Below are 14305 nucleotides of genomic sequence, written 5' to 3' on the forward strand. Positions count from 1 at the left end.
TGCATTTCACATCGACGGGCCGAAGCCCCGAAACTCCACACATGTCCCGTTGCCACTCACCACGCCGGAATGGCTGTTCGCAGTATGGAAGCTGAAAACGACGGCGCCAAGAGCTCGCCAGGACCAGGCCCGATGGTGGAATTCACGCCCGAGGCCGAGCGCTGGATGCGTCGCGCACTCGAACTGGCGACCCATGCGCGCGATGTCGAGGCGGAAGTTCCCGTGGGTGCGGTTCTGGTCGTCGCCGGCGAAATGATAGGAGAGGGATGGAACCGCAATATCAGCCTGAATGACCCGAGCGCCCATGCGGAAATACTTGCCCTGCGCGCAGCCGGGGCCAGGCTTGGCAACTACCGTTTTCCCGGTTCGACCCTGTATGCGACGCTGGAGCCTTGTGCGATGTGCGCGATGGCGCTGGTACACGCGCGTGTCGGCCGGGTCGTTTATGCAGCGGCAGATCCGAAGACCGGTGCTGCCGGCAGCGTTTTCGACACCCTGATCTCGGAACGACACAACCACCGAATCGCAGTGTCGGCGGGGCTGCTCGCCGAAGAGAGCGCGAGCCTGCTGCGCGAGTTCTTTCGCAGCCGGCGCTGAATCGGTCGCTAGTCGATCGCGCGGCGGAAATCGAGATCGAACCGGGCCCCGCCGGTCAATGAATGCAGGCGCATGTTGGTGATGCGGATCGGCGCACCTGCTTCGACATCGGCGGCATTGGAATCGGCCATTTCACTCGGATCGATGATCGTGACGCCGCCACTGCCGAGGACTTCCAGGGCATTGTCCGGACCGATGATCGCAACGGTCGATGCGTCGATGCCGAGACCCAGTGCGAACGGATTCAGCGCCAGTGCCGCCAGCAATCGGCCGAGACGATCGCTGGCATGGCCGCCCTGGTCGATCACGACACGATTGGTCAAGCCGAGACCCGGCGCCAACGAAGCGCTTCCGACACGCGGTGTCGGGCCGTGGGTGCCCGACGCGAGCATGTGCTCGCAGAGGACCGCGGCGCCGGCGCCGATGCCGCACACGGGCATGCCGGCGGCATTGCGCCGACGCAGCAGACGGGCCAGCGTGCTTCCGCCGATCAGCGTGCTCAGCTTGAGCGGCTGGGCCGCGTTCAGGATGACCATTTCTGCCTGTTCGACCAGGTCGAGCAGGTGTCGATTTTCCGCTTCGGCCCGCGCGGACAATGCATGACGGTGCAACTGCGAACTGCCGGCAGCCACCAGCATCGCCTCGAGTTCGATATCGTCGTCGTCGGTTTGGTCGGGCGCCGAAACCAGGACCACGCGAGGCGAGTCGCCCACGAGTCCAATCAGGCGAGCGAGCAATTGCGGGGTGCGCTGGTTGGCTGGCAGTTCGCCGCAGGCGATGATGGAGCCACGGCTGCGGTCCGGACCGAGTTTGGCGGGCACGAATTCACTCCGCTTGAGAAAGGCCGATAGTACACGCGTCCGGCGGCATGTGGTCCGCGCAGAAGCCCGCGCCCGTTCGCAACAGCGCCGGATGCCGGGCGCGGAGCTCCAGCCGGACCGTACGTTCGGCTGGGAAATTTCTGTGGTCGAGTGCCCTGTTGCGCATCATGGCGACGAATCGAGCGGCGCGCCGGGAGTCTCGGCAGTAATGTCCTTGAGCGTTCCGAACACGCCATGCGCCCTTTCGCCGGATTGCAAGAGGCGCATTCGAATGCGGACGCGTCGCTTGCGGCCAATGGAAGTGGTCAGCAGCGCTTCAAACTGGTCGAAACCGTGCTCGCGCACACTGGCCAGGGCAATGCGAAAGCGGTCGAGATCGCGACCCTGGAAGTGGTCGAGAAATCGTTCTCGCGACAGCGGAATCGCATTGGGTACATCGAGTATCGCGTGCAATTGCGCGGAGCAAAGCAGGGTCTGCGTCTCGAAATCGAGTTCCCAGGTGCCGATCATGTTGAGCGACTGGGAATGGGCAAACATCAGGGCGTCGCGTTGCAGCCGGGTCACCTCGGTGAATACGGTCGCCGCCCTGTCCGGCTCCTCCTGGCCCGGACTGAAGTGCGGGACTGCGCTGACCGAAAGCCAGATCGTCGAAGGCATGTGCGACAGTTGCAAGCCACACATGACTGATTCCTGAGCCCTGCCTGTCTCGAGCGCGCGGATCCAGGGCATTTCCGACCTCGGAATCGGATCCCCTTGCGCGTCGATGATGATCCAGCGTTCCAGTTGATCCGGGGTCAGCGCGAGCAGTTCGGCTTCATTGATCTGAAACGTCCTGCATGCAAACGGATTGCTCGAGAGTATCTCTCCACGTCGGCCCCATACGACCACGCCCTTGTCGATCTCGAGTATCAGCTGGCGCAGCCAGGTTTCCGAATCGCTGAGCTGTTGAATAGCGACTTCACGCGGACCCAGGTCGCGTATCACGGCAATGATTCGGATTCGTCCTGCGTCCAGGTACTCGCGAGCGTGCAGCTCGAGTTGTGAAATGCTGCCGTCGTCGCGCAGGATTTGCGAGCTGGTCGTCAGGCTGCAACCGTTCGCCTGGGTTTCGTGAAGACTGGCCAGGAAATCGGTTCCGAGCTCAGGATTCAGTTCAAGCATGGAAGACTGCAGCAACGAGTCGCGACTTCGGCGATAGAGTTGGCAGGCCGCCTCGTTGGCATCGAGAACATTACCGGCCTCGTCGTGGATGATGACGGCGTCCGGAACCGCATCGACAAGCGCCCTGTAGCGGGAGGCGATCGTTGCGGTAACGCCGCGCAATTCCTCGAAACGGGCAATGGCCTCGCTGACGAGAAGGCGCAATACGGGATCCGATTCGCTGCGTGAAGCCAGCGTGGTCAGTTGGGTCCATATGTCGGCGTCGGCAGCGTTGGCGTTCTGCTGTGCAGCCTGCACTGCCTCGTCTGGCGCCCCCTGTTTCCTCTCCATCGCGCATATCCTTCCGCGAGCCCGTTCGGGCGTCCATCAATCCGATCAGCATAGCATCGTCGTGAACCCTGTCCAGCCCGGATTTCGGAATGGATTCAGGCGCTTGCGCGGGCTACCCGACTCGAGGTTTCGCGTCCGAGTTGCGAGGACAGCCAGAGTCCCGTATCGATCAACCGGTCCAGATCCAGACCGGTCGTGATGCCCATGCCCTGGAGCATGTAGACCACGTCTTCGGTGGCGACATTTCCAGTCGCACCCTTGGCATATGGGCAGCCACCGGTACCGGAAATGGCACTGTCGACCACGGACACCCCTTCTTCGAGGCAGGCCAGCACATTGGCCAGGGCCTGGCCCCGGGTATCGTGAAAGTGAACGGCAAGCGCCTCCATCGGCACCGCTGCGGCCACGGCGCGCAGCATTTCGCGTGCCTTGCGCGGAGTGCCGATGCCGATCGTGTCGCCCAGCGATATTTCGTAGCAGCCCAGCCGGTGCATGCGTTCGGCGACGCGTACGACGTCACTGAGCGGTACCTCGCCCTGGTAGGGGCAACCCAGCACGGTGGATACATAGCCCCGAACCTTGACCTTGTCGGCGGCAGCCCTGTCGAGAATCGGCCGAAAGCGCTCGATCGACTCGTCGATGGAGGCGTTGATGTTCTTCCGGTTGAAGGCCTCGGATGCAGCCGAAAAAACGGCAACTTCGGTGGCCCCGACCTTGCGCGCCCGTTCATAGCCCTGTTCATTCGGAACCAGGACCGGGTAGCTGACACCGGGCAATCGGGTGATTGCAGCGAAAACCTCGGCCGCGTCGGCCAATTGCGGCACCCACCTGGGGCTGACGAAGCTGGTTGCCTCGATGCTGCGCAAGCCGGTCGTGCCAAGCCGGTTGATCAGTTCGATCTTGGTAGCCGTGGGAATGACCGTTTTTTCATTCTGCAGTCCGTCGCGTGGCCCCACTTCGACGATTCGAACGCTGCTTGGTTGTCCGCTCACGGCTTGCTCCGCTCGCGTCTGGCGCTGTAGCTGGCCTCGTATTCGTCGAGGCTTTGCGTGCTGCGTCTGGCCACTGCCTCGGCCTCGGCGTCGAAGAGGTCGTGCTTGCGCAATATCTCGAGGATCTGGGACCGGTCTCCCTTGACGAAAACATGCAGCTCCCTGTCGCCGCTGTCGACCGTGCCGTCGATGGCATCGTCGACAACCAGGTGGGCAACGCGCGTTGTATCGATGTCGAAGAGAGACAGCTTGTCCCCGTTCAATTCGTAGCGCGCAATGAAGAAGGCCTTGGCTGGCGCCGGCTTCATGCGATGTATCGGTCCGACATCGACCACCCCGGCCAGCTGGTTATCGGCAATGACCAGGTAGTGCTTGCCGCGGTCATGGACGAAATTCAGCGGTATGTGGATCTGCTTGAGCGGCCCGTCCTTTTCCGGCCGCTCAAGCAGCAGGAAGCGGCACTCCTGATCGACCAGGAATGCGGCGTTCTCCGCGTCGTCCCGGTTGGCATTTTCGGATGCATCCACCCAGAAGCCCTTCCAGCCGGGGTCGCAGGCTTCGATCTTGTCGCCGGGCGGTGATTCGAAGCGGGTCTCGGTGCAAGCGGACAGCACCAGGAATGCGAACGCGCTGACAAGCAACGGCAGTTTCATACGATCGGCTCCAGACGAACCAGGATGGCATCGGCTTCGACAAAGTCGCCGGCTTCTGCCTGAATGGCCTCGACGCGTCCATCGCGCGGTGAGCGCAGTGTGAGTTCCATCTTCATGGCCTCCATGACAAGCAATTCCGTACCTTCCGCAACGTCCTGACCCGGCTCGGCCTTGATCATCACGATGCGACCCGGCATCGGCGCTACAACGCGATCGGTATCCTCGCTGGTGGCGCCGACAAAGGCGAATGCCGGCGCATGATCAAACTGGCTGCGGCGTTCGCCATCGTGCAGGGTGATGCGCGCTCCATCGACGAAGGCGCGGTGGCGCTTCGAGACGCCATCGTAGTGCGCGCTGAGCCATCCTTTCGACAGCCTTGCGTGGCTGACGTCGATCCGGGTTTCTCCAGTGGCCAGATGGTAGTCGCCGTTGGCACCGCGTGCGGATATCTCGATGCGCTCGTCCCCGTCCAGCAAGACGATCACGCGCTTGCCCGGATGCCCATGGCGCCAGCCGTCGGCGCGGTTCCATGGCGAGTGCGGATCATTGCTGCCGCGAGCAGCCGACATTGCTTCGGCCTCGTCATCGAGGAGGGAAACAATGGCAGCACTGAAACGCGGATCGCTCGAAGGATCTCCTCCTGCCCGCTCAGCGTCTGCACCCACGAGGAACTCGTCGAGGTGACGATCGAGATAGCCGGTATCGATGCTGCCATCGACAACGGCAGGATGCCGCACCAGGCGTTCCAGAAACGCGACATTGGATTTCGGCCCGATCACGATGACCTCGGCCAGGGCGTCGCGCATGCGTTGCAGTGCGGAAGCGCGATCGACATCCCAGGCGATCATCTTGGCAATCATCGGGTCGTAGAAGACGCTGACGTTGTCGCCTTCGATCACACCCGAGTCGATGCGCACATGACTTGAGGGTTCGGGCAGGCGCAAGGTGCGCAATGCTCCCGATCCCGGCAGGAATCCCTGATCGGGATCTTCGGCGTAGAGGCGAACCTCGATGGCGTGGCCATTGGCCGGAATCGACTTGTTGCGGATCAGCGAAGCAGGCAGGGACTCTCCCGCGGCGACACGCAACTGGAGTTCGACCAGATCGAGCCCGAGCACCATCTCGGTGACGGGATGCTCGACTTGCAGGCGCGTATTGATTTCCATGAAATAGAAATCGCCTTGCTGGCCAACGATGAATTCCACCGTACCGGCATTCACATAGTCGAGCGCACGCGCGGCGCCTATGGCGGCTTCGCCCATCCGGGTGCGCAGGTCCGGAGTCAGGAACGGCGACGGGGTTTCTTCAAGCACCTTCTGATATCGACGCTGCGCCGAGCACTCGCGTTCGTTGAGATGGACGATGTTCCCGTGGCTGTCTCCGAAAACCTGGAATTCGATGTGTCGAGGTTTTTCGACGTAGCGCTCGAGCAAGACGCGGTCGCGACCGAATGCGTTGCCAGCTTCCCGCTGGCAGGATTCAAGGTTTGCAGAAAACTCTTCCGCGCTGCGCACGATGCGCATGCCCTTGCCGCCGCCCCCGTAGGCCGCCTTGATCATCAGCGGAAAGCCGATGCGCCGTGCCTCGCGGGCCAGCAGGGCAGGGTCCTGGTCTTCACCGGTATAACCGGGCACAACCGGCACGCCATGCGAATCCATCAGGTCCTTTGCACCGGCCTTCGATCCCATCTTTCGCATCGATGTGCCGGAAGGGCCGATAAACGCAATCCCCGCCGCAGCGACCGCGTCGGCGAAATCGGCATTCTCGGACAGGAATCCGTAGCAGGGATGAATCGCCTGTGCACCGGACTTGAGGGCGACTTCGATGATGGCTTCGCCACGCAGGTAGGAGTCCCTGGGCGCCGGCCCGCCGATCGGATAGGCCGCATCCGCCAGGCGCACGTGCTGCGCCGTGGCATCCGCCACGGAATAGACCGCGACCGTGCGAATGCCGAGCCGGCGGCAGGTTCGAATCACGCGGCAGGCGATTTCTCCGCGATTGGCGATCAGGATCGTGCTGAACATCTGTTGTGGAATCCTTGTATCCGTGACTCGTTGCGGCGACATCGAACCGACTGCGCGGGTCGATCCTGCATCCGCTTCAGCCTTCCGAGATCCAGCGCGGCGGACGCTTCTCCAGGAACGCGGTGAGGCCTTCCTGACCTTCCTCCGAAACGCGCAGGCGTGCAATCAGGGCTGCATTTTCAATGTCGATTCTGAGCGATTCTTCGCGGGTCAGTCCGGCGACTCGCAGGGCCAGAGCCTTGGCCTCGGCCTGTGCATGTGCTCCGCACTTGCGCAGGTGGTGCAGGGTGTGGGCAACCGCGTTGTCGAGCTCGGAGCGTGAAACGGCCTTGTGCAGCAAGCCGATGCGAAAGGCTTCTTCGCCATCGATGATCTCGGCACTTACAAACAGGCGGCGCGCGTGTCGGACGCCAATGGCAGCAACCACATAGGGCGATATCACGGCGGGCACCAGACCGAGCTTGGCTTCGCTCAGGGAAAACTTCGCATCGTCGATGCCGATGGCGATGTCGCAGCAGGCAATCAGGCCGACGCCGCCGCCATAGGCCGAGCCATTGACCCTGGCTACCGTGGGCTTGGGCAGGAAGTTGAGCGTGCGCATCAACTCCGCAAGACGCAGCGAATCGTTGCGATTCTCCAGCTCGCTGGCACTGGCCATGGAGCGCATCCAGTTGGCGTCGGCTCCGGCGGAAAAGGTCTTGCCTTCACCGGTCAGGACGACGCCCCAGATCGATGCGTCGTTGTTGGCGGCCTGCAGGGCAGCAGTGAGCTCGCTGATCAGGCCGTCATCAAACGCGTTGTGCGTATTGGGCCGATCGAGGCTTATCTCACAAATGCCATTGCGGTTGGCGACGCGGATTGAATCACTCATGCCTGCTTTCCATTGTCTGCTCGAATTGTTGGGGCGTCCGGCGCCAATGCCGACCCCCGGCGCCTGGATCGAGAGTCTCCGGGATATTCCCGACCGATCCCGGATTGCGCGGCTGGCCCTGTTGCGCCAGCGCATGTCGATCATAGAGTTTCCGGCGAAAACCTGCAGAGGCGGAGGGCTGGGAGGGATCGCCGGAACGTGATGTTAGGAGTATAATGCGAACCATTCTTATTTGACGTGGCCTTTCCATGCGGTTGTCCGAGCTGGCCCAAGGGTCCGATGCGGTGGTACTGGAAGTCAAAAATGTGGGCGAAAACGACGCGATAGCGCGTCGTCTGCGCGACTATGGCTTTGTCCGCGGCGAGCCGGTCAAGCTGGTCGGGCGGGGGCCCATCGGTGCCGATCCCCTGTTGGTCCAGATCGGTTTCACGCGCTTTGCACTTCGTAAAGCGGAAGCGGCACGCGTCATCATCGAGTTGCCGGCATGAGCGAGGCCGTATCCAGTCTGCGTCTCGCCCTGGTGGGTAATCCGAATTGCGGAAAGACCGCCTTGTTCAACCAGCTCACGGGCGGTCACCAGAAGGTCGCCAACTATGCCGGCGTGACCATCGAGCGCAAGGAAGGTCGATTCAGCGGTCCTTCCGGACGCCAGTTCCAGTTGCTGGATTTGCCCGGTGCCTACAGCCTGCAGGCTGCCAGTCCCGACGAGGTCATCACCCGCGATGTCTGCCTCGGACATTTCCCGGGGGAAACGGCGCCCGATGTGATCGTCTGCGTCGCCGATGCGACCAATCTCCGCCTGCATCTGCGATTCGTGCTTGAAGTCCGCCAGCTGGGTCGACCGATGGTGCTGGCGCTGAACATGATGGACGCAGCGCGCAGACGGGGCATCGTCATCGACGTGCAGAAGCTCGAAGCCGCGCTGGGCATGCCGGTGGTCGAAACGGTGGCCGTGCGCCGCGGGGGTGCTGCCAACCTGGTTGCGCGGCTCGATGCCGACATCCCGGCGATCAGCAGCGTGCAAGGCGGCGATGACCTGCATGCCGAGGTGCGCAGCATGATTGCCGATGCCGTGCAGATGCCGCGGCGTACCGCCGAAATCGATGACGCGATTGATCGCATCGTGCTGCATCCCCTGCTCGGACTCGGCCTGCTTGCCGTGATCATGTTTCTGATTTTCCAGGCCGTGTTCTCCTGGGCGGCTCCGCTGATGGACGGCATTGATGCCGGCATCGGCTTGCTCGGCGGCTGGGTCGGTTCCGCGCTGGGCTCGATGCCTCTGCTGCAAAGCCTGGTGGTCGACGGCATTTTTGCCGGTGTCGGCGGGGTACTCGTGTTCCTGCCGCAGATCCTGATCCTTTTCCTGTTCATTCTTGCGCTGGAGGAGTCGGGCTATCTGCCGCGTGCGGCATTCCTGCTCGATCGATTGATGCTCAAGGCCGGCCTGACCGGGCGCTCATTCATTCCGCTGCTGTCGAGTTTTGCCTGCGCCATTCCCGGCATCATGGCGACGCGCAGCATCCAGGATCCGCGCGATCGCCTGACCACCATCCTGATCGCGCCCCTGATGACCTGCTCGGCACGTCTGCCGGTGTACGCCTTGCTGATCGCCGCCTTCATTCCGGACCGCACGGTGGCCGGCGTATTCAATCTTCAAGGTATCGTGCTGTTCACGCTCTATGTGGCCGGCATCGTCAGTGCGCTTGTCGTCGCCTGGATCATCAAGCTTCTGCGTCGGGACAAGAGCGAGCATGCGCTGCTGATGGAGCTGCCTTCCTACCGCGTGCCGCATCCGCGCGATATCGCGATCGGGCTCTGGGAGCGCGCCAGCATTTTCCTCAAGCGTGTCGGCGGCATCATCCTTTCCCTCACTATCATCCTGTGGTTCCTGTCGAGTTTTCCGGCACCGCCCGCAGGCGCCCAGGATCCGGCCATCAACTTCAGCTATGCGGGGCAGCTCGGACATCTGCTGCACACGGTGTTTGCGCCGATCGGATTCAACTGGCAGATCTGCATCGCGCTGGTGCCCGGTCTGGCTGCGCGCGAAGTGGCGGTTTCGTCGCTGGCGACGGTCTACGCGCTGTCGGGCAACGAAGATGGCTTGCAGGCGGTTGTCGCCACGCAATGGTCGATGGCTACCGCACTGTCGCTGCTGGCCTGGTACGTGTTCGCGCCGATGTGCCTGTCAACCCTGGCCACGGTACGGCGCGAGACGAACTCCTGGCGACAGGTCTGGATCATGGCGGGCTACCTGTTTGCGCTGGCCTATCTCGCCTCGCTGCTGACCTATCAGATGGCCCTGGCGGTGGGCTCATGAACGCCCACGCACTGCAGACCCTGTTGCTGGTGCTGATCCTGCTGGTCAGCGCCGTGGTTGCCGTGCGCCATCTGCTGCCGCAGGCGTTCCGGCGAGCGCAGAGCGGGATAGCCCGTTCGCTTGGCAGACCCGGGCGCCATCGAGTGCTCAGAGAGTGGGGCCGGAGGATGCAGCCGGCCGAGGCCAGGAGAGGCGGATGTGGCAGTGGCCTGGGCTGTGCCAGTTGCGCTGGTTGTGCATCGACCGGCGCTGAATCCGCGGCGGCCATCCCGCTGAAATTCAGTCGACCGCCCATTCGCCCGGCTGGCTGAGTGCGCTGCCGATCTCTCTTGCTCTGAATTCCAGCGACCTCGTGGAGTGTTCGGGCTAGACTGCGGGCATGAACACTTTCACGTTGCACCCCGGCAGCGAAGCGCTGCTGATCAGCCTGCCTCACGATGGCGAGGCGATTCCCAGGGAAATGCTCGGCCGGATGACTGCATCGGCGCGGCGTGTTCCGGATGCCGACTGGCATGTTTCAAGGCTGTACGCGTTTGCGCGCGGGTTGGGTGCGTCGATTCTGGCGCCGCGCTTTTCGCGCTACGTCGTTGATCTGAACCGACCTCCTGATGACGTTTCACTCTACCCCGGCCAGAACACCACGGGTTTGTGCCCGGTCGTGCAGTTCTCGGGCGAGCCGGTGTACCAGGACGGCATGCAACCGACGGCGCAGGAAATCGGCGAGCGGGTCGACACCTATTGGCGTCCCTACCACGAGGCGCTGGCTGCCGAGATCGAGCGCATTCGAGGCGAGCACGGTCGCTGCGTGCTCTGGGAGGCGCATTCGATACGCAGCGTGGTTCCATTCCTGTTCGAAGGCAGGCTGCCGGATTTCAATCTGGGTACTGCCAGCGGGGCGAGCTGCAGCGTGCAACTCGAGCAACGCCTGCTCGGCGTGCTCGAAGCGCAGTCGGAATACAGCTTCGTCGCCAATGGCCGTTTCAAGGGTGGCTACATCACTCGAAACTACGGCAACCCCGAGCAGGGCATCCATGCCGTCCAGCTTGAGCTGGCGCAGTGCAACTACATGGACGAGGATTCATTCGCCTATGACGCCGCACTCGCTGCACCAACCCAGGCTCTCATACATCGCCTTCTTGAGGCGGCACTGGAACTGGAGTAGGTGGGTACTGCCGAACGGGCAGTGGCGCAGTCGCCTGCGCTGACCGGTGTCTTTCTTGCCGCGCTGGGCGCGATCGCGTTTTCCGGCAAGGCCATTATCGTCAAACTCGGATTCCGCTACGGCGCAGACGCAATCACCTTGCTGGCCTTGCGCATGCTGGTCGCCATGCCGTTCTTCCTGCTGCTCGGCGCGTGGTCGTCGCGGCGCCAGGTCGAACCGGTGTCCGCTGCCGACCGCTGCAGAATCGTGCTGCTCGGAATACTTGGCTACTACCTTGCCAGCTTTCTCGACTTCCTCGGTCTGGCCTACATCACGGCAACGCTGGAACGGCTGATTCTCTACCTCACGCCCACCATCGTCCTGTTGATCGGCGTGCTGGTGTTCAGGCGATCCGTCACGCCCCGCCAAGTACTGGCGCTGGCGATCAGCTATGCCGGTGTACTGCTTGCCTTCGCGCACGACTTCTCGATCGGCGGCAGCAATGTCGTGCTTGGTGGAGGGCTGGTCTTCCTCAGCGCGCTGAGCTATTCGCTGTACCTGGTCGGAGTCGGCGAAATCGTTGCCAGAGTCGGTGCGATCCGTCTGACTGCCTATGCCAGCACGGTTGCCTGCATCCTGTGCATTGGCCAATACCTGTTGCTGCGGTCGCTGGACACCGCGATGCAGCTGCCCGTCGAAGTGTGGTGGCTGTCCCTGTTGAACGGGACCTTGTGCACCGTCGTTCCGGTTCTGGCGGTGATGATGGCTGTAGCCCGGATCGGACCTGCGACCACGGCGCAAATCGGCATGCTGGGCCCGGTCTCGACCATCGTGCTCAGCATGCTGCTTCTCGGCGAGCCCATGGGTCCCTGGCAGGTGGCGGGAACACTTCTGGTCCTGGTCGGTGTCTGGGTTGTATCAAGGAAACCGTCGGCCTGAGCTGACGGAGCTGCCGCTCGAATCAGGACCTGGCCGCTTGAGGTCGGTGCGGAAGAAACCAGGCGAGCAGCCCGATCGCCGGCAACCATGCGCAGATCCCGTACACCGCCTCGATGCCGATGCGGTCGGCCAGCTCGCCAAGAATGGCGGCACCGATCCCACCCATGCCGAATGCAAAACCGAAGAACAGGCCCGAAATCATTCCGGTGCGGCCGGGCACCAGTTCCTGGGCGAACACCAGGATGGCGGAAAACGCGGAGGCCAGGACCACGCCGATGACCACGGTCAGCAAGGTTGTCCAGAGCAGGTTGGCGTGCGGCAACAGAACGGTGAAGGGCAGTACGCCAAGGATGGATCCCCAGATCACGTAGCGTCGGCCAATCCGGTCGCCAATCGGCCCGCCGATGATCGTGCCTGCCGCAACCGCACCCAGGAATACGAACAGGTGCAGCTGGGCGCTCTGCACGCTGATGCCGAACTTGTGCATCAGGTAGAAGGTGTAATAGCTCGACAGACTGGCAAGGTAGAAGTACTTGGAGAAGATCAGCATGCCGAGCACGAGCAAGGCCACGATGATTTTCTTTCTGGAAAGCCGGATGGCCGTTTCCGACTGGCTTCTGTCGTGCGACCGGATCGGCAGTTGTGCCCGATACCAGTGTCCGATGCGGGTCAGCAGGGCGATGGCAATCGCTGCGGCAACGGCAAACCAGGCAATGCTGGACTGACCGCGCGGCATGATGATGAAGGCGGCCAGCAGGGGGCCGGTCGCCGAGCCGACGTTACCGCCCACCTGGAACAGCGACTGCGCCAGCCCGTGGCGGCCACCGGACGCAAGCCGCGCAATGCGCGAGGATTCCGGATGAAACACCGCAGAGCCGGTGCCGATCAGCGCTGCCGCGACAAGCAACAGGGCGAAGCTTGGCGCTTGCGAAAGCAGGATCAGGCCGAACAGGGTCGAGCCCATGCCGAGCACCAGCGAGTAGGGCTTCGGATGCCGGTCCGTCAGCGTCCCAATCAGGGGTTGAAGCAGCGATGCGGTGATCTGGAACGTCAGCGTGATCAGGCCGATCTGGCCAAAGTCGAGCGCGAAGCCGCTTTTCAGCAAAGGGTAGATCGCCGGCAACAGCGACTGGATCATGTCGTTGAGCAGGTGACACACACTGAGGCTGAGCAGGATCGGAAATGCCGTCTGCGGCACTTCAGGTGCCGGTACCTGCGTTTCCGATGCGATGACTTCTGCCGGGATGGACATCGTCCTGTTCTGATTCCTGCGCCGGTGCCGGACCGGAAACCCTGTATTGAATCATGCCCGCATCCGCTTCGCCCACAGGGAATGCAGGCTGGCAACTGGATGCCCCACCGGGGAAGTCACAAAACGCCGGACGAACTCGAATACCATGGTGGGATACCTGGCCGGATCGAGGCCCGGTTTTCCGAAATTCCCCTAAAGGAGTCACGCGTGCAGGAGACCGAGCAACAAGCCATCATCGGCCTATGCCTGAAGGCGGCGTATGCAGACAGCAGCAAGCATGAGCGCGAACGCGACAAGATCCGAGAGATCGCCGAGTCGCTCAAGACGCAAGCAGACCTTTCTTCGACGCTGATGTCCGGGTCAGGCATGGACGGCCTGATCCAGTCACTGAAGTCGACTGAATCGAGAAAGCTGGCCTACGAAATGGCGGTGTGTGTCTGCGATGCCGATGGCGTCCATTCGGCAGCCGAGCGCGAGTTCCTCGATCAGCTGCGCACGGCGCTGGGTCTCGACACGAATCTTGTCGAGAGCCATGCGCGCGAGGCGGATGCCATCGCAGCAACGCCGCTGGATGGAGGGCAGGTCGCCGGGTCTTCGATGTCAAGGGCGCAACAGGACAAGCTCATCCTGGATGCCGCCATTCTGAATGGCGCCCTCGAACTGTTGCCGGAGTCACTCGCCAGCATGGCCATCATTCCGCTGCAGATGAAGCTTGTCTATCGGATTGGGCAGACCTACGGATACGAACTGGACCAGGGCCACGTCAAGGATTTCCTGGCCACGGCGGGCGTCGGCCTGACTTCGCAATTTCTCGAGCAGGCCGGTCGTCGCCTGCTGGGCGGAGTGCTCGGAGCGATCGGCGGTCGCCTGCTGGGAGGGATTGGTCGCCAGGCCATCAGTTCCGGCATGAGTTTTATCAGCACCTATGCGCTCGGACATCTCGCGCGACGCTACTACGAGGCAGGCCGCCAGCTTGATGCCGAGTCGCTTCGCGCCAGTTATCGGGACTTGCTCGAAGACGCCAGGAGGCTGCTGGGTCGCCACAAGACCGAGATGCAGAACAAGGCCGGTTCCCTTGATATTGGCGAGCTGGCCAGGCTGGTCAGGGGCCGCTGAGGCGATCTCCGGGCCGGTCACCCTGCAGCTGCTCGATGTGCTGCAAATAGAGCACGTGCTCGACCCGATCCTGCTATCTCTGTTGACTGAG

14 protein-coding genes are annotated in these 14305 nt (G+C 62.6%); 7 read left to right on the forward strand and 7 right to left on the reverse strand.

Annotated features, from left to right (window positions below):
* Nucleotides 1-132 precede the first annotated feature (132 nt).
* A complete protein-coding gene (gene tadA, locus R3F00_RS06855; RefSeq protein WP_371281015.1) occupies nt 133-597 on the forward strand; it encodes a tRNA adenosine(34) deaminase TadA in 465 nt (154 codons plus the stop codon).
* Between the two features lie 8 nt (nt 598-605).
* On the opposite strand, the gene R3F00_RS06860 is transcribed toward tadA, so the two are convergent.
* From R3F00_RS06860 to R3F00_RS06885, 6 genes are all read right to left on the reverse strand, one after another.
* Nucleotides 606-1418, reverse strand: a complete 813-nt coding sequence (locus R3F00_RS06860) for a cyanophycinase (protein ID WP_371281016.1) — start codon at nt 1416-1418, stop codon at nt 606-608.
* Between the two features lie 165 nt (nt 1419-1583).
* Nucleotides 1584-2909, reverse strand: a complete 1326-nt coding sequence (locus tag R3F00_RS06865; protein ID WP_371281017.1) for a PAS domain-containing protein — start codon at nt 2907-2909, stop codon at nt 1584-1586.
* A gap of 95 nt (nt 2910-3004) precedes the next feature.
* Nucleotides 3005-3901 carry a hydroxymethylglutaryl-CoA lyase gene (locus R3F00_RS06870; protein ID WP_371281018.1) on the reverse strand — a complete coding sequence of 299 codons (897 nt, stop codon included), beginning with the start codon at nt 3899-3901 and terminating at the stop codon, nt 3005-3007.
* Nucleotides 3898-4554 (reverse strand): hypothetical protein, encoded by a 657-nt coding sequence (locus tag R3F00_RS06875; protein ID WP_371281019.1) that lies wholly within the window; start codon nt 4552-4554, stop codon nt 3898-3900. Before R3F00_RS06875 ends, R3F00_RS06870 begins: the two co-directional genes overlap by 4 nt.
* On the reverse strand, nt 4551-6578 hold the full coding sequence (locus R3F00_RS06880; protein WP_371281021.1) for a biotin carboxylase N-terminal domain-containing protein: 2028 nt from the start codon (nt 6576-6578) through the stop codon (nt 4551-4553). Before R3F00_RS06880 ends, R3F00_RS06875 begins: the two co-directional genes overlap by 4 nt.
* 76 nt (nt 6579-6654) lie before the next feature.
* Nucleotides 6655-7449, reverse strand: coding sequence for an enoyl-CoA hydratase-related protein (locus R3F00_RS06885; RefSeq protein WP_371281022.1), 795 nt, complete (start codon nt 7447-7449; stop codon nt 6655-6657).
* Between the two features lie 248 nt (nt 7450-7697).
* Between R3F00_RS06885 and R3F00_RS06890 the strand changes: the two genes are divergently transcribed.
* The 5 genes from R3F00_RS06890 (at nt 7698) to R3F00_RS06910 (ending at nt 11846) form a co-directional block, all read left to right on the forward strand.
* Complete coding sequence (locus R3F00_RS06890; protein WP_371281023.1) at nt 7698-7937, forward strand: ferrous iron transport protein A; 240 nt, start codon at nt 7698-7700, stop codon at nt 7935-7937.
* The gene (locus R3F00_RS06895; protein ID WP_371281024.1) at nt 7934-9766 is read left to right on the forward strand and encodes a ferrous iron transporter B; all 1833 of its coding nucleotides are present in this window, start codon (nt 7934-7936) and stop codon (nt 9764-9766) included. Before R3F00_RS06890 ends, R3F00_RS06895 begins: the two co-directional genes overlap by 4 nt.
* On the forward strand, nt 9763-10077 hold the full coding sequence (locus R3F00_RS06900) for a DUF6587 family protein (RefSeq protein WP_371281025.1): 315 nt from the start codon (nt 9763-9765) through the stop codon (nt 10075-10077). The genes R3F00_RS06895 and R3F00_RS06900 overlap by 4 nt, the downstream gene beginning before the upstream one ends.
* 68 nt (nt 10078-10145) lie before the next feature.
* Nucleotides 10146-10928 carry an N-formylglutamate deformylase gene (gene hutG / locus R3F00_RS06905; RefSeq protein ID WP_371281026.1) on the forward strand — a complete coding sequence of 261 codons (783 nt, stop codon included), beginning with the start codon at nt 10146-10148 and terminating at the stop codon, nt 10926-10928.
* Nucleotides 10929-11846 (forward strand): DMT family transporter, encoded by a 918-nt coding sequence (locus tag R3F00_RS06910; RefSeq protein WP_371281027.1) that lies wholly within the window; start codon nt 10929-10931, stop codon nt 11844-11846. It abuts the gene before it with no gap.
* Nucleotides 11847-11868: 22 nt separating this feature from the next.
* On the opposite strand, the gene R3F00_RS06915 is transcribed toward R3F00_RS06910, so the two are convergent.
* Nucleotides 11869-13098: an MFS transporter gene (locus tag R3F00_RS06915; RefSeq protein ID WP_371281028.1), complete on the reverse strand. Its 1230-nt coding sequence runs from the start codon at nt 13096-13098 to the stop codon at nt 11869-11871.
* 207 nt (nt 13099-13305) lie between these two features.
* Here R3F00_RS06915 and R3F00_RS06920 point away from each other — a divergent pair, with 207 nt between their 5' ends.
* Nucleotides 13306-14214 (forward strand): DUF533 domain-containing protein, encoded by a 909-nt coding sequence (locus R3F00_RS06920; protein ID WP_371281029.1) that lies wholly within the window; start codon nt 13306-13308, stop codon nt 14212-14214.
* The last annotated feature ends 91 nt before the right edge of the window (nt 14215-14305 follow it).

It is taken from the genome of Dokdonella sp. (assembly GCF_041395345.1).
Taxonomy (GTDB): domain Bacteria; phylum Pseudomonadota; class Gammaproteobacteria; order Xanthomonadales; family Rhodanobacteraceae; genus Dokdonella.